Below are 21,922 nucleotides of genomic sequence, written 5' to 3'. Positions count from 1 at the left end.
GATCGGTCGATCATTCTCCAGCAGCCAACCCGCGTAACCACCCGGTCGTCTCTCACCGACTCCGTACGAGCGCAACCCAGCTGAACCCCCGGAAGACTCGAATTACCTGAGCGTCAATATTCCTGACACCTTCTGACCATGCGGGCGGTGAGGCTGTCCACTCCAAGGCACAATCGCCATGGGGAGCTGCTCCCAGTAGGCGAGTCGGGCCTCGATCCGACCATGCGGTCGATAGCCAAGCGACGCGGAGATTTCTGGCTTCAGAACAACCACCCGCACCCGCCACGGTCCCTGGCGCCATGGTCGTGGCCCGGGCCGGAACGCTATGCATCGCAATATCGGCGGTGAGCGCGTTCACCGTCGGACCGGAACTCACCCTAGAACCGATCCACCAACGAACGCTCTTGCTCGAGAACACGTAGTGGCCTCACACCGCCAGTGGACAAGTGAAGCTTTCCTTTATCAGTATTCTGCGCATCGCTGTTGGTCGGCGAAAGCCGATCCGGAACGGACTGGAACAAACCCGATCCACTCATCCTCCTCTGTGACGGTGCAGAGAAAGTTGAGGCCGGCGGAGCCAAAATAGGTGCTACCGCGGCCCCGACTCCCCGAGCGCGCTTCACCAGTTGTTCATCAACACAATCCGCCAAGTGGTCTGATCAGGTATCAGAAGCCTGCTTCGAGCCAGGATGCTGCTTCTTGGAACGAATTGTCTTCGGCAAACGCTAGCCCCGGCCGGTGATGGGCAATAAGCGCTCTGGCCATAGTCTTCGCTCGAGCTGCCGCCCGGGTATCCCCATCCACCGCGGAAATCACCGCACCCTTCATAAGGATGTGCCAGGACAAACAGAAATTGTCCAGATCATCCAGCCGAGCCTCATTGGCAAAAGCGGCGATAATATCCCGAATCCGCGACAAATGGCCGAGTCGAGCCAGCCCGAGCGGATGGTCAGGATCAGCCTCCAACATCACGGTGATGAACGTGCATGCTTCGTAGTCGTCGCGCTGAAACCATTCGTCGAAAACGTCGAAGATAGCTAACAACCGATCTTCGGGCGAAACCCCGCGCTGCTTGATCCCGGCTTCGACCACTCCGTAAAACCACTCGACCTCACGCCGCTGCAAAAAAGCTGCCCCCACCTCATCCCGAGAGGAGAACCATTCGCCCACTACCTCAGCGCTCAACCCGGCGCCGTCTTCAATCTCGGCCATTGACACGGCGTGAATGCCGCGTCTGGCAAACATCGCGTATGCCGCCTGCACAACCTGGTTTCGGATACCTGCGCCGTGATCGTTCGCTCTCATGTGTGAACCATACGCCCACACCTTCGACGGGCCGACTAGCTGCTCCTTTGGTCAGGTCCCCCGCCGGGGAGAGCGACCCTACAGATTCGACCAGCGACCGTCCACATTTGAATCACCCTCACAAAAAAGCTCGTAAACGGACGAGACCTCAATGAAGGCGATGAGGCCAAATGGACCCTGGGACACCCCAACGGCCGTAGGAATTTCCTGAGACCTGCACAGAACGCCACGGTGACCTGTCATCGACCGTGAGCTAGAAGGCGCGAGTCTCGAAGATCTACTTTCGATGCGTGAGACGGTGGAGAAGTCCCGTCTTTGGCGCTCCCTTGTCACGTGCCGATCTATCATCCGACTGGTCCGAGTCTTCCGAATCCTCCGAGTCGTCCGAGTTTTCTCCGTGGTCTTCGCGAAGCTTTCGGCCGATTGCAACGTCTTCCTGGTGCTTGGCCGCTTTCTTATCGCTGGCTACAGTGTCGCGCGGAGGGAGTTTGATATCTTCTTCCGCTTCGATTCCTGCTTGGAGTTGTCTGCCGCGTTCCGTTTCGGCGTCAAACTCCGCACCGAACAGGAGAGCGATATTGGTGATCCAAATCCACAGCAGAAAGACGATGATCGCCCCGAGAGAGCCGTAGGTTTTGTTGTAGCTGGAGAAGTTGGCCACATACAAGCCAAACAGTACCGATGCGCCGGCCCAGAGCGCCAAAGCGAGAAAGGCGCCCATGCTCATCCACCGCAACTTGGGCTGCTTCAGGTTCGGGGACGCGTAGTAAAGGATCGCGACCACCATGACTGCGATGACAACCAACACCGGCCATTTGACGATATTCCACACGAACACGGCTGTTTCGCCCAACCCCAGAGCATCCCCGATACTTTTTGCGACGGGTCCGCTGACGACCAGGATCAGCGCAGCGATCACGATCAACACGAGCGTGACAACGGTGATCAGTAACGTGGTAACTCGAAGTTTGAGGAAAGGGCGTCCTTCGTCAACGGTGTAGATGCGGTTCATCGCCCTGCCGAAAGCACGGACATAACCGGATGCCGACCACACAGCGCCGAGAATACCGGCGACGAAACCGAATCCGGCGGCGGGCGATTTCGCGAGAGATTCCAGCGGCCCTCGAACTGCATCAACCACCTGATGTGATCCAAGATTGCTTACGATTTGAAGCATCACAATGACGGTGTCTTTCGTCTGCCCAAACATACCGAGCAATGACACGATTGCCACTAACGCCGGGAATAGGGAGAGAACAAAATAATAGGTAAGACTGGCGGCCAGGTCGGTGCAGGCATCGGCACCGAATTCGCGGACCACTTTCCGGAATACGTATTTCCACGATCGAGCGGTGATGTCGGTGGGATCGTCAGGCTTTCTCTCGTCGTCTGGATCTGGCGACTCTTTCGCTTTGGTACTCGAGCGCTGCGCCATCGGAAGTCCCTGTCGTCGCTTTACTAATCGGTTGAATTGCCTATGCCCGCCACGTTGCGGGCCGGTTCGGGTGTATCTGAACCGGCCCGCCTTCTCGTGGGTTAGGCGTCCCGAACGCTTTCGGCGGAGTCCGTCGCGCTGGACTTCACCTCCGCGACGGCGTTTTGCGCATCCTCTTTTACCGAGGCTGCGGCGTCGGTTGCGGAATCTTTGACTGATTGTGCCGCGTCCATAGCGGGCTCTTTCAAATTAGCTGCAGACTCCTTGACCGCTGTACTGACCGCTTCGGTTAATGGCGCGGCTTTCTCTTTGACCGTCGCCGCAATATTTTGCTCTTTGATGCTTGCGGGGATCAGCGATGAAACGAGCCAACCAAGGCCGAAGACCACGAGGCCGACGGCGATAGCGTTGCCCTGAACTTTTTCCTGTACCTTATCTTTCACATCTTCCGCCGATGCCGCCAGATCATCTCGGGAGCCCATGAGAGTGTCCCGGACAGATCCGACCTTGCCTTTGATTTTCTCCGTTTGGCGGTGGGCGATGCTCGATGGATTGACTTTGTCGGCGAGGGCGTCAACGTCGTAGTCCAGGCTCGCTCGGGTTCGCTCAATATCAGCGCGGATAGCGTCGGGGTTGCTCATGAGGTACCTCCAGGTTTCAGTGTTTCAGGAATATTTTTGAGCGTCTCCACCGTTTGCGGAGCGCCCGTGATTGTCTTCAGCTGGGTTCGGCCAGCCAGGTACAGGACGAAGGCGACGATCGCGTATATTCCCGCGACGATGAGGGCCGACCAGGCGTTCCCGACCAGATACCCCAATCCCCACCAGGCAGCAATCGACACGAACAGGAGCACATAGAGGCCGGCAACGCCGGCGCCGCCGAGCATCCCGGCTCCTTTGCCCGCCTTTTTCGCCGATTCGCTCAATTCAGCCTTAGCAAGCTCGACCTCCTGACGAAACAGCGTGGAGATATCGGCGGTCACGCTGGATAAGAGATCCCCCAACGATGTTGTCGCCGCCCGCTCCTCCGGGTTGAGCTCCGTCACAGCGAGTCACCGCGACGATCGAAATCGATACTCGTGCCATATACGGAGTCGCCACTGAGAGATCCGCTCGAAGAGACGCGGTCAGAGGCGGACGTGACGGACGAATTTTCTGCACCCCCGGCAACGGATTGTGGACTCGGGGCATGCACGGAAGAGGTTTGAGTGGGCGCTTCCGAGACCGGGGACGAGTTTTCCGCAGATGCTGAGGTCGAGCTTTCGTTGTCGTCTTTGGCATTCGTTACGAGAGATTTGGAAAGCCGTCCCGCGAGGATCCCCGCGACCGCTGCGATGCCAATAAAAGTGCCCGGATTGTGGGAGGCGTACTTTCGCACATCCGCTAACACTTGATCGGTGTCCCGGTCGCCTAACCAAGACGCGACCGCACCCGCACGGCCGCCGAGGTTTCGAACCAGGTCCACAGCCGGACCGTTGTCTTCGGAGGAATCCGCCATAGACGTGAGCTGCTCGCCGACAGAGTGCAGCTGCTCGGCGGCTCGTTTCTTCTGTGTCCCGGCTTGCTCGCGCAGTTCGCTTGTGGCCTCCTCCAGCAGATTTTTGGCCTGACCTTTCGCCTCTGATGCGACGTTAGCCACTTTGTCTTTCGCGCTATCCGCCACGTCGCGAGCGGCATCCTTTGCATCTCCGGCTACAGCTTTGGCCTCTCCCTTCGCCGACTCGGCTTCGACCACAGCCGGGTTACCAGACGTGTCCGTCTGCTCACCCTCGGGGTGTGTATGCGTGATTTCGTCGAACAACGGAGTTGTGGCTGCCGCGTCATGGTCTGGAACATTGTTGCTGGGGTATTCGGTACTCATGATGTCCTTTCACAGGCTTAATAGGGGAAAGTGTGCCCCGCCGGACAGCGGGGTACGTATTCAATAAGGGGGTTCGACGCGCCGCGACACCATCGTTGTCGATGTTTAGCGGGGCGACGCTTTCCGAGGTGCCGGATAGGCCGGTCTTGATAGTCACCCAAGGCAGCTCTGAGTTTCGGCATCGACATACACGTGCCCGACAGTGCCGACCTTCGTGTCATCTTCACCGAAGTCGTCAACGCCGATCAGATCGTCGATGTTGTTCGTTTCGATCATCGTTCCTTCCTCCTTTTTTCCAATCCGAAATTCGGATGTTCGTGGTGAGGTAATTTGCTTGGCAACAAAAACGAAAATAGGGGGCTCGTGGCTGTTAAATCCGTCATCTCAAAAGGAGGTTCACCGGCCTAAAGCGGTCCCACTCCACAACTCTCTCCCAAGACGAGACAGCGCTCACAGCCGCGCGAGCGGGAACCGCCGGCGGGAATAACTCAACTGATGACCCGGTCGAAACGCTTGCACTGAGTTCGTCGATCACACGATCGCGCGTACCGGGGTCATACGTGATTTGATCGCCGGAGGATGGATCGATTGAGGACACAAAAACTCCAAACTCACAGATAGGGACAAGACCTCTCGGTCACTCTGATATGAAGCACGGAGAGCAAATCGTGCGCCCAACCACGAAGTCGCCGTTGCGAACATGAGAGGGTAAGGGGGGTGGGCTCTCACGTTCGCAGCCGTGCGCGATTCCTGTTCGGGCGCATTTTTCGCCAGCGTTTGATTGCGTTTGCCAACGTTCGCCATCGCGTCTTCGGGGATGCGATGGCGAACATCTATGCCGACCGGGTGACCGGCGCGAGCATGGTGATGTCATCAGTGTTCCTATCCAAGAAGACAAAATAAATCCCCTTGACAGGCCGTCCCGGAGTAGTAAAGTTGCCGATCCCCGATGTATTCAGCGGTGGGGAGAACACCACGCCCGACCGCGTCCGACTCGAATATGTCGCTGAACAAAGCATTATGACCCACACAACAGTCGTTGCCTCGCTTGCGCTCGAAAGCCCGGCGGGCGAACGGCTCGGACGTCTACGGGGCCGGTATGCACTGCATAAGGTGAGAGCGTGAAGGTCGAATGTGCGCGCGCCCAGTCCGACCGCTCTGCACAGTCGCGACTAATAGCGAAACGCCCCCTTCCAGCGTGGAAGGGGGCGTTCGCGAGCGAACTATCTGACTACTTGAACGCGTCCTTCACGTTCTCGCCAGCCTTTTTGACGTCCGCAGATGTTTGGTCCGCCTTACCTTCAGCGACTTTGCTGTCGTCTCCGGTGACTTTCCCCACAGTTTCTTTGATCTTCCCGCCCGCATCTTCAGCAGCGTTCCTAATTTTGTCGTCAGCACCCATGTGCACATCTCCTTTCATTTCTCCCACAAAGTACAACTCTTCCATCGGCCCAGAACAGGGCTTGAATCACCGAAGAACCTAAGGTAGAAAGTTGTTGACATTACCGATCGATCCGCGGGTTCCTTACCGCCGAGCGTAAGCAATTCGCACCCTCCTATGACCTATGAGAGACCTAACGGTCCGGCCGCCATTAACCTCGCGATCGGATCAGGCCATCCTCGGCGCAATCCTTCACTGCGAGAACGACCGACCACATCACACGCTCCGGCGGCAGACGGAGTCCATGCAGTTGCGCAGCGCATGAATCAGGGGAGCGGAGCCTGACACCTTCGTGTTTGCCGTCAAATCGGCCCGGGTTCACACCGCAGCAGGCCAATAGGGCGCGTCCATCGGCAAATCAGCATAAGGCCGGCCAATCGGAGGCCCTGCTCCAGTCGTGCCAATATTTCAAGCCCTAGTTTCGCAACAAAATCGGCAGATAGTGGGCATATATCCCCGCAATATTAGGAGAATCATGACCAAACGCAACACTTTCATCCGCAGTCTGCACGACATCGGACTTGCCGCCTGGTTCGGCGGTGCTCTTATGGGTGCTGTCGGATTGAATGGGGCTACTGCCGCAGCCACTCCCTCGTCGGAACGGCTTCGCTTGTCCTCCCTCGGTTGGTCCCGATGGGCGCCCCTGCAACTTGCCGCGATTGCCGTCCACGGAGTGGGCGGGGTGGGCCTCATCGCCTCTAACAAAGGTCGGCTTCTCGTCCAGCCGGAAAGTCGCGCGAACACAGTGGTGAAAATCGTCGTCACGGCCCTCGCCGGAGCGTCCACTTTGTATTCCGGCATCCTGGGCAAAACCATTCACGACCATCAGGATGAACCCACTGACGGGGTGACCGAACCGTCCCCCGAGTCCTCCGATGCCCTGTCCACCGCGCAGGATCGTCAACGAATTCTGCAGTGGATCACTCCCGCCTTAACTTTGGTGATGATCGTCCTTGCCGCCCAGCAGGGCGAGCAGCAACGACCAATCAAGGGGCTATTGAAATCAGCCGTGAAGAAACTCAGATAAAAATCTTTCTGCCGAGACCGTCGGCATTCCGCTGTTCACGTGCGCGCCGCACGGCCACGCGTCGGTATCGTGAAACCCGGGCGTCGCCAGTTCTTCGAGACCTCGGTGAACCCTCAGCCGAGTAGAGCAACTTCAATTTGCACTATTGGCGACCGAATTCGTTGTTGCGTTTAGAGGTTTCCCATCACCGCAGCACGCGCTCGGCAACACAACTCGAGAGCGGGGGTGCGGTCATGTACGCCGATGCGAATTTGAATGGATATGCCCGGGTCTATCTCCACAACACGAGTATGCGCAGCGATCCTCGGGATGCTCACAAGCATCTTCCCCACTGTCTCGGCAATCTTCGGAGTCTTCGGGCCCGAAAACAGGGCCGCGACTCCAGGGACATTCGTAACGACGCATCTGGTTAGCCAGCAAGGTCCAGAGGCGCGCTCAAAGTCGCCCGCGTGTAAGACCCACGCACCGTGCTGCGGGTTCGAGGATGTGTCACTTGGGAACGATCAGCGGGCACGCAATCGCCTGGACAAGACACGACTAACTGCTCTTCGCGCCATCTTCGCTACATCATCTCCGCGTGGTGGGCAACCGGATGGCAGCGCCGACGCCCGCACGGTTAGATGAACACCATGGGACTCTGGGGAAGATCGAAGACCGCTGCTGTTCGGGTGCCGGAGCTGGTGCCGACCGCCCCGCTGCGAAAAGCACGGGTAGAGGCATCCATTCCGGTGGCGGTCGAGATCGCCGGACAGTGGGCGTGGCGCATCCTCGCGTTGACGGGCACGCTCGTGGTCTTCGGTTTGCTCATCGTGAACCTGAGGGAAATCGTGATCCCGTTCATGGTCGCGCTGCTGATTTCGGCGCTGCTCGTGCCGTTCTCCAACTTCCTCAGGCGGCACGGGCTGCCGAAATGGCTGTCAATCGTGATCGCACTCGTGGTCTTCATTGTGGTGGTCGGCGGACTGATCTACCTCGTTGTGCTGCAGGTGCGGGCCGGGCTTCCAGACCTTGAGAAGCGCTCCGTCAGCGCTTACACGAACTTCAGGGTGTTCCTGAAGACCTCGCCGCTGCAGGTCTCTGACTCCCAGTTCAACTCCTATCTCGCGCAGGTTGGCACCGCGATCCAGTCGGACAGCAAGAACCTGGCGAGTGGTGCGCTGACGATCGGAACATCCGGACTTCATCTGCTCACCGGGGCGTTACTCGTGCTGTTCTCCACGATCTTTCTGCTCATCGATGGCACCGGGGTGTGGCGCTGGGTGACGAAACTGTTCCCACGTCGTGCGCGTACAGCTGTCGACGGAGCTGGAAAGGCCGGATGGCTCACCCTGACCACCTTCGTTCGGGTGCAGGTGTTCGTGGCCGCCGTGAATGCCGTCGGGATCGGGCTTTTCGCCTTCTTCCTCGGCCTTCCTCTCGCTATTCCCATCGCGATCGTGGTCTTCCTCGCCTCGTTCATCCCGGTCGTCGGGGCGATCGCAACAGGTGTCATCGCCGTCGCAATCGCACTCGTCTATGTCGGACCGATCCAAGCCGTCATCATGCTCGGTGGCGTGCTCGGCGTTCACCTGCTTGAGGCGCACGTACTGCAGCCGCTCGTGATGGGAACGGCCGTGAAAGTGCACCCGCTTGCTGTCGTCCTCGGGGTCGCTGCCGGATCGTACGTCGCCGGAATTCCGGGTGCCCTGTTCGCCGTGCCGATCCTGGCGACGATAAACGTGATGTTCACCTACGTCGCGAGTGGCGAATGGAGGGCACTGTCCAAGAAACGCGCGGAATACGACGCTGCCGCAGGCGTGTTCGAAAAGGAGTGATCCCCTCGTGGACTCGTTGCAGCGGGTTCGTAGACGGGATCTTCTGTATGAGCCCAAACGGACGCGCTCTCCGTGCCCTGGACGGCTCAATCCCGAATAGGCGACCGTGTTGCATGCTGAGAATGAGCACGTTCGGGATCCTCCTGCAGCCGCTTGTGCGTCAACTGGCTGAGCTCAGTGCGGTGGTACTTAGTCAGTCAGTAGCCGTTGCACGGTTTGTAACGCTTGGTTAAAGAACACCGGATTGGTGTGTTCGTAGTAATGCAGGCCACCGATCGCCATCTCAAAAGCCCACCCGAGTCCGCGCTCCTGGGCGGCAATGTCGAGTCCCATTGCGGTGACGAATGTACTGCGTGCTGGCTCCTCGAAGAGAACCCACGCAGGTTGGAGATCTGCAGCCGGATCGCCAATTGCCGGCAGCGCCACATCCACCATGCCCGTCAGCACACCGTCGTCCATGAGAAAATTGCCCGGCATCGGGTCGCCATGGATGCGCGACGGCGGGTCGATATGTGGTCGGGCCGAAAGCGCTCGCTCCCACACTTGTGTCGCTTTAGCCCGATCGATGAGATGGGCTGATCGGTCAATGGACTTCCGCACCCAGGCCGTGTCGGCGAGCGGGCGTCCGCCTCGACCTACGCCATTCCACGGCCGACCGCCCGTCTGCAACGACTGAATAGAACCAAGTACAGTGGCGAGGTCTGTGGCGAGACGAACATCCCGGCACACTGCTAACCGGTCGAGTGATCTGCCAGGCAACCAGGTCCAGAGGGTCCAGACACCCGGGTACCCCTCAAACGGTTCACCGATACCAAGCATCTGTGGCACGGCGATGTCGAGAAGACCGGCGAGGACTACCGCGTGCGCCTGTTCACCGCGAATATTCTCTCGTGCGACATCCGAATCGGTCGGCACGAGCGGCAGGCGGGCGACGACGTGCTCACCGACGCGAAACGGCGCAACGACGGTGCCAGCTGATTCGACACGCTCTACGGGCAACCCAGCAAACTCTTTAAACTGCGCCGCGATCGCAGAAGCCACCTCTTCAGCGGCAAGCTCCACTTGGCCCTCGTGCATCACGAACGTCATCCTCGCACGCGGCGCCCGCAAGGAAACGGCGTGCGGGGTCTGCTCGTTGGTATAGGCCCGAGATCATCTCCGCGCCACCGTGTCAGAATTTGCGAATGCAGACAATCAAGCGGACCGAGGTGATCTTCATCGGTGGTCGCTCCGGAGTTGGCAAGACCACCGTTGCTGCCGAGATCTCTTCGCTCTTCGCGGTTGAGGACATCGCCCACGCCCTGATCGAAGGGGACAACCTCGACCAGGCGCATCCGGAACCATGGCGGGATGGCATCAGTCTCGCCGAACAGAACCTGGCCGCGATGTGGAGAAACTACCAAGCGGCTGGCTGCTCGCGTCTAATTTTTACCAACACGGTAAGTGTTCTGCAGATGCCGAGTTTGACCGCAGCCCTCGGGCCGGACGTCAGCCTGACGGGGGTGCTCCTCACGGCAAGCGATTCGACCGCTACCGATCGGCTGGCACAACGCGAAGTTGGGTCCGGGCTTGAAGCGGCAATCAAGCGCAGCAAAGTAGCGGCGGTGGAACTTCAGCTCAACGCACCTGCTGAGGTGCGCCAAGTGTCCACTGACGATCGCGAAGTCCGCGACATCGCGAATGAACTTTTTGCCTTGTCCGGGTGGAGTTGACCAGATCGACCAACAGACCCTCCGACTGCATAGGAACGGCCAGAGCGACAAACTCACCTTTCGATCGCCGGGCTCGAGGCCGTGTGACTGGGGAACGTCAAATCGAACCTCTACGGTATCGGAGGGAGGTTCTCCCGGATGCCCCGAAGCCGCCACCCGCGGGTCAGCGACTAGACGCCTCATCTCAAGAACTCATCGCCTTGGTGCATTGGGACGGATTCTCCCTCGTCGACGCCACAGCACATCTCGGAATGAACCCCTCAAGCGCCCGAAGCCGCTACTCCAGAGCTCGCACAAAACTCGCCCTGCTCCTTGAGGACCAGGCGCCGAAAACGTCGAACCCGGCAGGGGGGGCTTCAATGAAAATGAACCGACGACGAGATATAGCCGCGGAGGGCTGCCATGACTGATCCCCAGCCGACAGACCTCGAGCTCCCGCCACCAATATCCGTAGACATCACCGACTTCGTCCGTCTCGGACTGGCCATCATTCAACCGGAAAACGCGCACCGCAACCAACCGCCGCAGTGACTATGCGGTGACATATCTCTTGTCCGGTCACTCTGGCAGGATGCAGTTCTTTTGCCAACTCCCGTTGACGAAAGGCGTCTAGCCGTCGCGGACCTACTCGCCGTCCTCACCGGGTGAGCGACCAACCGAGACCATATCAACAGTCGGATGCGGAGGCCGGCAAAGACGGGTCCGGCCGGTTGGCCGACGGAACCAGTGCTCAGCTCACGAAACCCAACAAGGACGACGTCAAGCCGGCTTTCGGCCTGGCTAGCGAAGCTTGAGCCAGTCGACCAGTTCACTGACCGGCAGTGGGGATCCAGCGGTGCTGACTCAGGGATCTTCACCCTTCGCCCCCCGGGGTTTGTCAGCCCTCACCTATCGTCGGTAAAATATTTCGATAAACACGCGGCGAAAGTGACCCATGATGAAGGTCTCTGAAGAAGACTTGATCTCAGTCCCAGACTTTTTAGGGATCCGGATTCTGGTTGCTGACGACGTCCTCCTTGAGTTCGGGATTCATCTTCTCAACACAGATCCCGAAGGTGTGTGCCTCGATCAAAATGGGCCCCGCGCTTTCTACATCACCCGGCAAGAACCCTTGCCTGGATCGAGGGTGCCCCGTGGCTCGATTGTCCGTGTGTCACTTTTCGGAGAAGATCCCAGTGACTTAGATTCAGTCTCTGGTTCGACACTGTTGCCGCCAGCGCCCCTACCAGCTGTTGAATACGAGCCGTGGACTTTCGGAAGCAGCAGTTTTGGTGGAAGAGTGTTAAGATCGCTGCGTCCCAAGCGACACTGACTGGCCGACAGGCAACGAGTCTCTGAAGTCTTCGATCACTGTGGGCACGACCCTGCTTTCACGTCCGAACCCCAACCGCGCCCGAGGGCAATCACTGCCGGTTAGCCGGACGATCAGCGGGCGGCATCCTTTTCCATCACGGGAGCAGCCTCGAGGGCACTTTTCGACCAAAGGCGCCGCCCGTAAGCGGAACCTCAGCGCAACGGTTGATCGCGGGCGGTTCGGTTAGATGTCGAGGAAGTCTCTCAGCCATACGCGCACGGTGTGGAGGCATCCATCGGAGACCTGTCCGGCGACCGCGGTGATCCGGTCGCGTGAGAGGGTGCGAGGCTGTTCGCTCATGATCCATGAGGCGCGATCCAGGCCGCTTGGACCGTCAACGGCGATGTGATTCGGCCAGCCGCGGTCTACGGTCGAGATCGGAAGGATGATCACGAGCGTTGTGACAGCGTCGAGGTAGCCGGCCGAGGCAACCACGAGAACGGGTCGATGCCCGCCCTGCTCGCGGCCATGCACAGGCTCGAGTGTTGCCCAGGCAACAACCCCCGGCGCGAGGTCCAGATCGCTCATGCAGTCGCGTCAGCGAGTTCGGTGCGCTCCCACTCGGTGGTCTCCGCTGAGTAGGAGATCGAATCCTCGCCCAATGTGTCGGCGATCGCCGTCTTGAGCTCGCTCAACCGATGCGCGCGGTCGTCTGCCTCGGCGAGACGAGCCAGGTGGGCACCCAACGTCAGGCCATCTCGGGCTGCCTGAACCTTCAAATGGTCCCGCAACCCGTCACTGACTTTGATCGTTGTAGTCATACTTCAAGTATACCAACAGCGGCAAGACTCCCTACCAGACATGGAACCCTCTGCGCGACGCGAGAACGTTAGCGAATGGGCACACCTAACGTAGGTTGAGCATGCAGCCTGCGAAATTTGCGCATCATGACAGTGGCGGGAGAGTGAAGTGTGACTAAGCGCCTGTTAGTGATCTCCGCAATCGTGGGAGGTATCTCCCTCCTTCTCGTGATCGTGTTGACTTTGATTGAAGGCGTGAAATATCGCGTCCGAGAGGAACAAGGGCTAGATCCAATCTCGGCCCCGGATTGGGTTGCCAATCTGACCTCCGCAGGGCTGGCGGTTTGCGCTCTAGCATTCGTGGTTCTCATGGTGACAACCTTCAAGACGCTGATTGCGGCTCCACCACTACCACTTGACAGCGATGAAAAGCCACTGAGCGGTGCATAAGGGGAACCGCGTACGGACAATTCTGGGCTGAGTCCGACGGGCTCGGACACCACCAGCGAAGAGTCGGAACCATCATCGTGCGCGTCTGGCTTGGATCGACGTGCGCGCCACGCGTTCACCTGCGACTCCGCGCCACAGGATTTCAGTAGCCCTTCGACGTATTCCGTCTACCGCTTCAGTATTCACGTGTATTCGATGATTGACAGTATGGCATCTAATGGTTAGAGTTCTAATTATGAATGAACGAAAGATCGCCGACACGAGCGGCATGGATCTCGTCCGCTGGATCGGATGGGCCCAGATGATGGCTGGCCAGGACTGGGTTCGGGAGCGCGAACTCAGCCGTGAACAGTCCTTCGTTCTTGGCTATCTCGTTCACAGTTCCGGCGTCATCCAGCGCGACATCGCGCAGGTGACCCGCACCAGCGCGGCAAGCGTCTCGAGCCTCTTGCGGGGACTCGAGCGCCGCGGCCTGGTCGAGCGCCGCGCCGAGGATGGCGATGAGCGCAGCAAACGTGTTTACGTGACATCCGCTGGCGCCGAACTCATCTCGGGCTTTGAGGAGGCGATGTCCGCAGCCAACGAATCAATTCTCGCTCCTCTCGACACGTCCGAGCGGGACGCACTGCATGCCCTTCTCTCCAAGATCACCGCAGAGCTGCCGCAACCCTCGCGGCCCTAGCTACGCAAGACCCACTCACCGCTCCGACGACCGTCGGCGCGGTGCTTCGACCATGCCCGGAAAAGAGCAGTCATGAGCAACACAACAAACCTCGAATCCACAAACACCAGTGCCGTCGGAACCAACCGCTGGTACCTGTCGACGGCTCCGATCGTGCGGGCCCTCGCGCACCTGTCCGTGCCGATGGCCGCCGCGATGATCGTCGGCGCCGTCTACAACGTCATCAACGCGGGCTTCATCGGCTCGCAACACAACACCGCGTATCTGGCCGCGATCACCTTCGGCACTCCGCTGCTCGGTCTGATCATGGGGATCGGCGGAATGTTTGGTGCCGGTGGCGGTGCGCTCATTTCGCGCCTCCTCGGCGCGTCCGAGAATGAGCCCGCGAAGGCCGACGAAATCAAGAACGTCGCGTCCTTCGCCTTCTGGGGCTCGATCATCGTCGGGGCGGTCTTCGGCGGCGTCGGACTTCTCCTGCTCCACCCGCTCGTCACTGTTCTGGGTGCGAACGCGGCCGCAGTGCCCGCGACCAGCGCCTACGTCGCCGTGATGCTTGCCTTCGTTCCCATTCTTGCCGCCGCGTTCTGCCTAGAGCAGCTCGTGCGTGCAGAGGGTGCCGCGCGCCAGGTAATGATCGGACTCATCGGGTCCACGATCTTCAACGTCCTGTTTGACGTGCTGTTCATCCTCGAGCTGCACTGGGGCGTCGTCGGCGCGGCACTATCGATGGGACTCGCCAACCTCGGGGTGGTCCTCTACTTCGTCATATGGCTTCAACGGAACAGCGAGAATGTTAGCCTCTCGCCGCGGTGGTTTACCCTTTCGTCCACCGTGATGAAGCCCGTGGTTGGCGTAGGTGTCGGCGAACTCCTGCAGTCCGGGTTCCTCATCATCACCTCGCTGGTTCTCAACAATCTGGCGGTCATCTATGGTGACGCCGCGCTTGCGGCGATGGGCGTCGCCGTCCGAATCGCGCAGGTGCCGGAGTTCCTGATCATGGGTGTCACGATCGGCGTTTTACCTCTCCTTGCCTACTCGTTCGGCAAGGGAGACCGGGTTCGCCTCACGGCAGCACTGCGCGGATCGGCGCTCACCGTCGGCGGCGTGCTGCTGATCTTCACCTCCACGGTATTCCTCTTCCGCGAGCAGTTGTTCTCCCTGTTCTCGGCAGACCCCTCAGTGATCGCGATCGGCGTGGTCGTTCTCACCGCACAACTGGTGTCCTCGATCTTCAATGGATTCGCCGGCCTCATCACCTCGCTGTTCCAGGCAACAGGACGCTCAGCGGCCGCAATCGTGATGTCCGTCGGCCAAGGCGTTATGTTCATCCCCATCGTCATTCTCGGCAACCTCTGGTTCGGACTGCCCGGCATCATCTGGTCGTTAACCGTCAGCGAGGGCATCGTGTTCCTCGTCGGCCTCGTGATGTGGTTCACCTCACGTCGAGCAATCGACCGCGGCCTCACCGAGGGCACCCCGGACCGCGCCGAGGAGATGGTGAAGCACGGCGAAGCCTGATCGCCACAGAGGTTACAAATCCTCACCCCCACCATGACCAACGCCCGACAAAGTATCAACGACACCACTCGCGCCCGGTAACCGGACGGCGAGCGGGCACTCCAGCGCCGTTACTGGCATCGAAACGTCGACGGCTGGACGGCCGCCCGTTTAGCCTGTCCGAGATTTAGCCTGATGATGGTGCGTCTTACGCACGAGGCGACTTTCTCAGAAGCGGTTGCGGCCGACGAGATCACCTGAGGAAGGCCACCGCTCTGTTGTAGCGCCGACGCGCTCACGCGTTGACGTGTTGGCCACCCGGCAAGTCCCCAGGTGGGGCCAGATCTAGCCGTCATCCTGGGGCCACTTTAAGTTGACATAGCCAACCGTGATATAACGCACCCATAAACAGCCCCTTGTCCTCGTCGGCGAACTGACACGAATATTACGGCAACGCTCTCCTATAGTTAACGTTCTTAGCGACTCATCGTCGCGTGGGGGCCTCGGATCACAGCACTCAGGAGTGGCCTGTTGATTCGAGCCGCCACCGCGTGAGCCTGTTCAGGGATATATGTGAAGGTCTGGATCACCGTGATCAGTCCGCTCGCATGGGCCCGGGCAACGAGGGCGTGTACTTCGGGATCAGTTTCGCCGATCGCTGCAGCGATCGCGTCGGCCTGGCCGTGGCGGAACCGCAGCGCCTTTTGGTATATTCTGCGTCAATTTATTTCCGGGGCGTGTCGCCAGCCGGGCCGTCAGCTCTCCGTACCCGAAGTGTTCCTGGCCTGGATGAAGGGCAGATGAGCGTCCTCCGCTACTGCGCGGGCAGAGCGAGGTTGGTGACGTTACCGATTCGGGTAAACCAACGCCAGTCTCACACTTCAGGGTTCCGACTCAGCTTCATAGCCGCTGGGTGCGGGACAGCACGGTCTGGATGATCACGACGATCGCGAGGAACACCCCGGACACCACTGATTGCACCGACGACGACAGCGACCCGACCTGGTTGATCATGTTCTGGATCACGGCGAGCAGCAGTACACCGGCGAGGGTGCCGATGAGGCTACCGCGCCCCCCAACGAGAAGAGTGCCGCCGATGACCACAGCCGAGATCGCACTGAGTTCCAGCCCTACCCCGACCGTCGGAACACCCGACGAAGAATAGCCGGCGTTGAGGGCGCCCGACAGACCGGCGCACAGCCCGCTCACGATGTAGACACTGAGCTTCACCCGGGCGACCGGCAGCCCCATGAACGTCGATGCGCTTTCCGAGCCTCCGACGGCGAAGATCGCCTGACCGCCTCTGGTGCGCGTGAGAACGACGGTCCCGACCACGACGGCGATGACCGCGATAATCACGGTCCAATGGATGCCAAAGATGCCTCCCTGCCCTATCGCGGTGAATGCGGGGTCGCTGACCAGCGGCGTGTTGGATCCCCCGGCCGTGATCGCGAGTACGAGGCCGCGCACGGCGAGCAATCCGGCGAGGGTGACGATGAACGGCGCCATCTTCGCGTAGGCGACGAGCATGCCCTGCAGCAACCCGATCACTCCGCACACCAACATCGGCAGCAGGAGGGCGCCGATCACCCCGAGGGCCGAGCCGTAGGCCGCGAGCACCCCGCCCAGCGCGAAGACCGACCCGACCGACAGGTCGATTCCCCCCGTGAGGATCACGAACGTCATTCCCACAGCGACGATGAGCGGAAACGAGGACTGGGTCGCGATATTGGTGAAATTGTTGAGGGTGAAGAAGGTGGGAAACGACACTGCGCCGACCACGATCAGGATCCCCAGCACGATGGCTGCACCGTAGCCCTGCAGGATGCCGGCGATCCTTTCGCGCCGTACCTGGCCTTCGGTTGTTGGCCCGGCGCTCGTCTCGATGGTGACGCTCATCGCGCTGAGGTCTTTCCGCGCTGGATGTAGACCGCGAAGAGGATGATGACGGCCTGGGTGATCTGGGAGAAGGCATCTGGCACATTGTGCTGGTTAAGAGTCGCGCTGATGAACTGCAGCAGCAGGGCGCCGGCAACTGTTCCCGCCACCTTTACCTGCCCACCGGTGAGGGGGGTTCCCCCGACCACGACGGCGGTGATGGCGGACAGTTCGATCAGGTTGCCGAGCGTCGAAGGCACAGATGCGCCGAGCCTTGCGGTGCCGATGATCCCGGCCATGGCCGCGAGAACCGCGCACAGCACGTAGACGAACAGCAGGATGCGCTTCACCGGGAGCCCCGAGAGCTCGGCCGCGCGCCGACTTCCCCCGATCGCGATCAGCTGTTTTCCGAAGGTCGTGCGATTGACGAGGACGGCGATGAGCAGCACGAGCACCACAGCGATGATGACGCTGAACGGCACTCCAACGAGCGAGTCCCGACCGATCGCGAGCAGGTTGGGGTCAGTCACCGACTTGAGCTGTTCGTTTGCGATCAGAAGGGCGATGCCCCGCCCGGCGACCATGAGCGACAGGGTCGCGACGATGGGCTGCACACCGACGAAAGCGACGAGTGACCCGTTGATGAATCCCACCAGACTTCCGACGACGATGGCGATGATCACCACCGGCACGAGCCCGTAACCGATATAGAGCGGAATCACCGCCGCTGCTAGCGCCATCACCCCGCCGACGGAGAGGTCGATCCCCTCGGTGCCGATCACGAGCGCCATTCCGAGAGCGACGATCAGCACCGGAACGACCTGAACGAACTGTGTGCGGAAGTTCTCGATCTGAAAGAAGTTCGGCGTGAAGAAGAGGTTGTAGAGCAGCAGCACGATGATGGCGATGTACACCCCGTACCTCTGAAGCACTGCCAACGCGGCTCCGCGCTTCGGAAGGGTGATCGTGACGGTCTGCTCGGTCACTTCTCGACCTCCGACTCGGTGTCGCGGGTGCCAGCGAGGGCTGCGAGCAATTCGGTCTCGTTCACATCGTCGCCGTCGAGTTCGGTCTCGATCGAACCGTCGCGCAACACGACCACCCGTGCCGATCCCTCGACGACCTCTTCGACCTCCGAGGAGACAAGCACGATCGCAAGACCCTCCCGCGCGAGTTCGTCGATCAGCGCCTGTACTTCCGCCTTCGCGCCGACGTCGATGCCCCTGGTCGGTTCATCCAACAGAAGCACCTTCGGGCTCATGGCGAGCCAGCGCGCGATCATCACCTTCTGCTGGTTACCACCGGACAGTTCGGACACGATCTGATCGGGACTGGATGCCTTGATGTGCAGCCGCTTCATGAAGACCTCGACGACGGCATCCTGGTTCTTCCGAGACGAGAATCCTCCGCGCGAGAGACGGGGAAGGGCGGCGAGCACGATGTTGTCACGCACCGACAGCCCGGGCACGATGCCCTCCGCCTTCCGGTCCTCTGGCAGCATCACGATTCCCGCGCGGATCGCCGCCGGGACCGATCCGCTCCTCACGGTCTTGCCGTCTATGGTCACCGCGCCGCGATCCAGCTGCATCACCCCCGCGAGAGCCTTGAGCGTTTCTGAGCGCCCGGAGCCAAGGAGTCCGCCGAGGCCCACGACCTCTCCGGGACGGATTGAGATGTCGATCCCCTCGATCTGGTGTTTGCGGCTGAGGTCTTCGGCTACGAGCACGGCGGGGGCGCTCGACGCGTGCGAGCCGCCGAACGCGGTCGCCCCTCCCCTCGTCACCTTCTCGACCGAGCGGCCGAGCATGAGCGAGATGAGTTCGACCCTCGGCAGCTCGGCGAGTTCGCCGACGTGCACGACCCGGCCGTCGCGCAGCACGACTACCCGTTCGGCCACGCGGTAGATCTCGTCCATCCGGTGGCTCACGTAGACGATGGCGATGCCCTGTTCGCGCAGGAGGGAGACGACCGAGAACAGTGTCTCCACCTCTCGCGCCTCGAGCGATGACGTCGGTTCGTCCATGATCACGACGCGAGCGTTGATACTCACAGAGCGAGCGAGGGCCACCATCTGCTGGATGCCGAGAGCCAGGCTACGCAGTGGCTTGCGCACATCCACCTCGATCCCGTAGACGTCGAGGAGGCCGCGGGCGTCGGCGTACATGCGCGGAAAGTCAATGAGCCCCCAGCGGCCCCGCGGCTCCCTGCCGAGAAAGATGTTCTGGGCGACCGACATCAGAGGAATCAGGTTGACCTCCTGGTAGATGGTGGAGACTCCACTTCGCTGGGCGTCCAGAGGCCGCGCGAACTTCGCGGGCACCCCGCCAAGCAGCAGCTCGCCGTCATCCGGCTGGTACACGCCGGTGAGCACCTTGATCAGAGTGGATTTGCCGGCGCCGTTCTCACCCATGAGCGCGAGGCTCTCACCGGGCCGTACGGCGAAGTCCACAGCGTCGAGCGCGGTGACGCCGGCGAACCTCTTCGTGACCGCGCGGGCTTCGAGCACTGGCACCGCCGGCATGTCAGGGGGTTCGGGGTTCGGGGAGTCGATGGCCACGGCCACTACCTCTCGTTGGAACGAATCGCGTGTGCAGGGAATCGTGCCGATTGAACACCGGCCCTCCGACGGCACGTCGCGGGGCGGCGACGGTACCGGCGGCGAGCTCGGCGTGCGATCGCCTAGAAGGCCGAATCTACCTTCTGCGCCGCATTCGACGGGTCATACTCGGAGTCCTCGATGACGATGCTCTGACCGACCGGGTTACCCGCGAGGAACGTCTTGAGTGTTGCGAAGGCGAGTGGACCGAAGCGCGGGTTGGACTCGATCACCCCGTTGTAGGCGCCCGTCACGATCTGCTGCACGGCGTTCTTGGTGCCGTCGATGGAGTAGATCTGGATGTCCTTGCCGGGCGCTTTGCCCGCGGCGATGATGGCTGCCTGGGCCCCAAGTCCCATCTCGTCGTTCTCGGCGTAAATCACCGAGATGTCGGGGTGGGCCTGCAAGAGCTGCTCGGTCACGGTCTGGCCGTCACCACGGTTGAAATTACCGGTCTGCTGGGCGACGATTTTCATATCCGGCGCCTTTGCCGCCATCTCATCGACGAAGCCCTTCGTACGGTCAGTCGTGACACCGTTCCCAGACGCCCCGAGAAGGATCGCGACATTGCCCTTCCCGCTGGTTCCCTTGATCAGCTGGTCGGCGGCTCGCTTGCCCTGCGAGATGAAGTCGGACCCGAGGAACGACACGTAGTCAGTGCACGCGCTCGCGTTCAGCTTGCGGTCGATCGTGAGCACCGGGATATTCTTGGCGCGGGCTGCCGACAGGGCGGGCTCTAGACCGTCGGAGTTCAGCGGGGCGACGATGAGCACTTGCGCGCCCTGCGAGATCAGGTCCTGAATATCGGAGATCTGCTTCGACAGGGTGGACTGGGCATTGGTCTTGATGAACTTCTTCACGCCGATCTTGGCCGCTTCGTCTGTAATCGACTGGGTTTCCGCGATTCGGAACGGGTTGTCCTCCTTCTCCGACTGGGAAAAGCCGACGATTGCGTTCTTCAGGTCGATCTTCGCGCCCTTGTAGTCGGCGAGTGAGCAGGTGGGTCCGTCCGAGGCCTTGACGGTCTGCTTGACATCGGCGCCCGAAGTACTCGCGGGCGTTGTTCCCGTGTTGGTGCAGCCCGTGAGAGCGAGCCCGAGGGCCGCGACGAATGCGACTGTACCTGCGAGAGTCTGCGCCGTGCGTTTCGTGAACATTGAGTCCAACTTCCTTGTTAGATGTGAGATGCAAAAGCACTCCGGCGTGCACCGAAACGCTCAAAACATAGCAATAGGTTTCAGAACGCAAACCCGCTTCTCAAGGATTGTTGCTAAAACGTGTCCAAAAGTCCAGAGGCAATTGTTGCAATATGCACATCGACCCCTTTTTGAGACAGTGCTTCCAACTGGGCGGATGGGGATCCACTGTCCGTCACCAACTGGGTGATGGAGGTCGTGGCAAGCGTTTGGATCGCCGTACGAATGCCGAGCTTGCTGTGGTCGGCGAGCACGACCACCCTGGCGCCGGAGCCGGCCATCGCGCGGTCGGCATCCGCCACTGTCATGTTCGGAGTGGAAAGACCGAATTCGGCTTCGAGCCCGTTCCCGGAGAGGAAGGTGGTGTCGGCGTGGATACCTCTGAGGGTGCGATTCGTGGCGTCTCCGACAAGGGCCCGGATGGATGCCCGCAGCGTCCCGCCCGTCAAAATCAGCTGATTTCCCGGCGATTCCACGAAGGCCTCGGCCACCGGAAGGGAGTTCGTGATGACGGTGAGACCCGTGCAGCGGATGAGGTTCTTCGCCAGGGCCTCCGTTGTGGTCCCTGGCCCGATGATGAGCACGTCACCGTCTCTCACCAGAGACGCAGCGAGCCGGCCGATGGCCTCCTTCTCGGCGATCGCCTGCACAATCTTCTCAGCATACGGAGATTCGACCGCCGTCTGCCCGGCCACAGCACCCCCGTGGGTGCGAGACAGTTTTCCTACAGAGTCAAGGTAATCGAGGTCGCGACGGATCGTGACGGCCGAGGTGTCGAGAAGCACGGCAAGCGCAGCGATAGACACCGCTCCATCCGCCCGAAGCGAATCGAGGATGAGGTGGCGTCTTTGGGCGGCGATCACCAGCCCATGTTACAAAGCTATGAGAGAAATTGATCGGTTGTGATCGATATTGCTGCAGTGCGGGATCGATGG

The 21,922-nt window shown here is 60.5% G+C and carries 22 protein-coding genes; 7 read left to right on the top strand and 15 right to left on the bottom strand.

Annotation, left to right across the window (positions count from 1 at the left end; all coding sequences use genetic code 11):
- Positions 1-666 precede the first annotated feature (666 nt).
- The 6 genes from VLI63_RS17035 to VLI63_RS17010 all read right to left on the bottom strand — a co-directional run bounded on the left by VLI63_RS17035 (position 667) and on the right by VLI63_RS17010 (position 4,876).
- Positions 667-1,305, bottom strand: coding sequence for a TetR/AcrR family transcriptional regulator (locus VLI63_RS17035; protein WP_409158046.1), 639 nt, complete (start codon positions 1,303-1,305; stop codon positions 667-669).
- 277 nt (positions 1,306-1,582) lie between these two features.
- Positions 1,583-2,740 (bottom strand): YihY/virulence factor BrkB family protein, encoded by a 1,158-nt coding sequence (locus tag VLI63_RS17030; protein ID WP_409158045.1) that lies wholly within the window; start codon positions 2,738-2,740, stop codon positions 1,583-1,585.
- Positions 2,741-2,841: 101 nt separating this feature from the next.
- Entirely contained in the window at positions 2,842-3,381 is a 540-nt protein-coding gene (locus VLI63_RS17025; RefSeq protein WP_409158044.1) for a DUF3618 domain-containing protein, read from the bottom strand.
- Entirely contained in the window at positions 3,378-3,785 is a 408-nt protein-coding gene (locus VLI63_RS17020; protein WP_409158043.1) for a phage holin family protein, read from the bottom strand. Before VLI63_RS17020 ends, VLI63_RS17025 begins: the two co-directional genes overlap by 4 nt.
- On the bottom strand, positions 3,782-4,600 hold the full coding sequence (locus VLI63_RS17015; protein ID WP_409158042.1) for a hypothetical protein: 819 nt from the start codon (positions 4,598-4,600) through the stop codon (positions 3,782-3,784). The genes VLI63_RS17020 and VLI63_RS17015 overlap by 4 nt, the downstream gene beginning before the upstream one ends.
- A gap of 153 nt (positions 4,601-4,753) precedes the next feature.
- Positions 4,754-4,876 (bottom strand): hypothetical protein, encoded by a 123-nt coding sequence (locus VLI63_RS17010; protein ID WP_409158041.1) that lies wholly within the window; start codon positions 4,874-4,876, stop codon positions 4,754-4,756.
- Positions 4,877-5,317: 441 nt separating this feature from the next.
- Between VLI63_RS17010 and VLI63_RS17005 the strand changes: the two genes are divergently transcribed.
- Positions 5,318-5,503: a hypothetical protein gene (locus tag VLI63_RS17005; protein ID WP_409158040.1), complete on the top strand. Its 186-nt coding sequence runs from the start codon at positions 5,318-5,320 to the stop codon at positions 5,501-5,503.
- Positions 5,504-5,831: 328 nt separating this feature from the next.
- Here the strand turns inward: VLI63_RS17005 and VLI63_RS17000 are convergent, their stop codons facing one another.
- On the bottom strand, positions 5,832-6,002 hold the full coding sequence (locus tag VLI63_RS17000; RefSeq protein WP_409158064.1) for a CsbD family protein: 171 nt from the start codon (positions 6,000-6,002) through the stop codon (positions 5,832-5,834).
- 514 nt (positions 6,003-6,516) lie between these two features.
- On the opposite strand from VLI63_RS17000, the gene VLI63_RS16995 reads away from it, so the two are divergent.
- Together VLI63_RS16995 and VLI63_RS16990 are read left to right on the top strand one after the other, a co-directional pair.
- Positions 6,517-7,068 carry a hypothetical protein gene (locus VLI63_RS16995; RefSeq protein ID WP_409158039.1) on the top strand — a complete coding sequence of 184 codons (552 nt, stop codon included), beginning with the start codon at positions 6,517-6,519 and terminating at the stop codon, positions 7,066-7,068.
- A gap of 620 nt (positions 7,069-7,688) precedes the next feature.
- Positions 7,689-8,882, top strand: a complete 1,194-nt coding sequence (locus VLI63_RS16990; RefSeq protein WP_409158038.1) for an AI-2E family transporter — start codon at positions 7,689-7,691, stop codon at positions 8,880-8,882.
- Between the two features lie 189 nt (positions 8,883-9,071).
- Here VLI63_RS16990 and VLI63_RS16985 read toward each other — a convergent pair whose 3' ends face one another.
- Entirely contained in the window at positions 9,072-9,971 is a 900-nt protein-coding gene (locus VLI63_RS16985; RefSeq protein ID WP_409158037.1) for a phosphotransferase, read from the bottom strand.
- 95 nt (positions 9,972-10,066) lie between these two features.
- Here VLI63_RS16985 and VLI63_RS16980 point away from each other — a divergent pair, with 95 nt between their 5' ends.
- Complete coding sequence (locus VLI63_RS16980; RefSeq protein ID WP_409158036.1) at positions 10,067-10,594, top strand: ATP-binding cassette domain-containing protein; 528 nt, start codon at positions 10,067-10,069, stop codon at positions 10,592-10,594.
- A gap of 1,537 nt (positions 10,595-12,131) precedes the next feature.
- Here VLI63_RS16980 and VLI63_RS16975 read toward each other — a convergent pair.
- Together VLI63_RS16975 and VLI63_RS16970 are read right to left on the bottom strand one after the other, a co-directional pair.
- Positions 12,132-12,476, bottom strand: a complete 345-nt coding sequence (locus tag VLI63_RS16975) for a type II toxin-antitoxin system PemK/MazF family toxin (RefSeq protein WP_409158035.1) — start codon at positions 12,474-12,476, stop codon at positions 12,132-12,134.
- Entirely contained in the window at positions 12,473-12,709 is a 237-nt protein-coding gene (locus VLI63_RS16970; RefSeq protein WP_409158034.1) for a hypothetical protein, read from the bottom strand. Before VLI63_RS16970 ends, VLI63_RS16975 begins: the two co-directional genes overlap by 4 nt.
- A 150-nt stretch (positions 12,710-12,859) precedes the next feature.
- Here VLI63_RS16970 and VLI63_RS16965 point away from each other — a divergent pair, with 150 nt between their 5' ends.
- The 3 genes from VLI63_RS16965 to VLI63_RS16955 all read left to right on the top strand — a co-directional run bounded on the left by VLI63_RS16965 (position 12,860) and on the right by VLI63_RS16955 (position 15,338).
- A complete protein-coding gene (locus VLI63_RS16965; RefSeq protein ID WP_409158033.1) occupies positions 12,860-13,138 on the top strand; it encodes a hypothetical protein in 279 nt (92 codons plus the stop codon).
- A 235-nt stretch (positions 13,139-13,373) separates the two neighbouring features.
- Positions 13,374-13,820: a MarR family winged helix-turn-helix transcriptional regulator gene (locus VLI63_RS16960; protein WP_409158032.1), complete on the top strand. Its 447-nt coding sequence runs from the start codon at positions 13,374-13,376 to the stop codon at positions 13,818-13,820.
- A 72-nt stretch (positions 13,821-13,892) separates the two neighbouring features.
- Positions 13,893-15,338 (top strand): MATE family efflux transporter, encoded by a 1,446-nt coding sequence (locus VLI63_RS16955; protein WP_409158031.1) that lies wholly within the window; start codon positions 13,893-13,895, stop codon positions 15,336-15,338.
- 879 nt (positions 15,339-16,217) lie between these two features.
- Here the strand turns inward: VLI63_RS16955 and VLI63_RS16950 are convergent.
- From VLI63_RS16950 to VLI63_RS16930, 5 genes are all read right to left on the bottom strand, one after another.
- Positions 16,218-17,216: an ABC transporter permease gene (locus VLI63_RS16950; protein WP_409158030.1), complete on the bottom strand. Its 999-nt coding sequence runs from the start codon at positions 17,214-17,216 to the stop codon at positions 16,218-16,220.
- The gene (locus tag VLI63_RS16945) at positions 17,213-18,181 is read right to left on the bottom strand and encodes an ABC transporter permease (protein WP_409158029.1); all 969 of its coding nucleotides are present in this window, start codon (positions 18,179-18,181) and stop codon (positions 17,213-17,215) included. The genes VLI63_RS16950 and VLI63_RS16945 overlap by 4 nt, the downstream gene beginning before the upstream one ends.
- Positions 18,178-19,752, bottom strand: coding sequence for a sugar ABC transporter ATP-binding protein (locus VLI63_RS16940; protein WP_409158028.1), 1,575 nt, complete (start codon positions 19,750-19,752; stop codon positions 18,178-18,180). Before VLI63_RS16940 ends, VLI63_RS16945 begins: the two co-directional genes overlap by 4 nt.
- A gap of 122 nt (positions 19,753-19,874) precedes the next feature.
- Positions 19,875-20,948, bottom strand: coding sequence for an ABC transporter substrate-binding protein (locus VLI63_RS16935; protein ID WP_409158027.1), 1,074 nt, complete (start codon positions 20,946-20,948; stop codon positions 19,875-19,877).
- A 113-nt stretch (positions 20,949-21,061) separates the two neighbouring features.
- Positions 21,062-21,850 (bottom strand): DeoR/GlpR family DNA-binding transcription regulator, encoded by a 789-nt coding sequence (locus VLI63_RS16930; RefSeq protein ID WP_409158026.1) that lies wholly within the window; start codon positions 21,848-21,850, stop codon positions 21,062-21,064.
- Positions 21,851-21,922: the final 72 nt, after the last annotated feature.

This window comes from Lacisediminihabitans sp. H27-G8, from assembly GCF_046156175.1.
Taxonomy (GTDB): Bacteria; Actinomycetota; Actinomycetes; order Actinomycetales; family Microbacteriaceae; genus Lacisediminihabitans.
The sequence above is the reverse complement of the archived record's forward strand: the minus strand, read 5'-3'. Positions and strand labels throughout refer to the sequence as shown.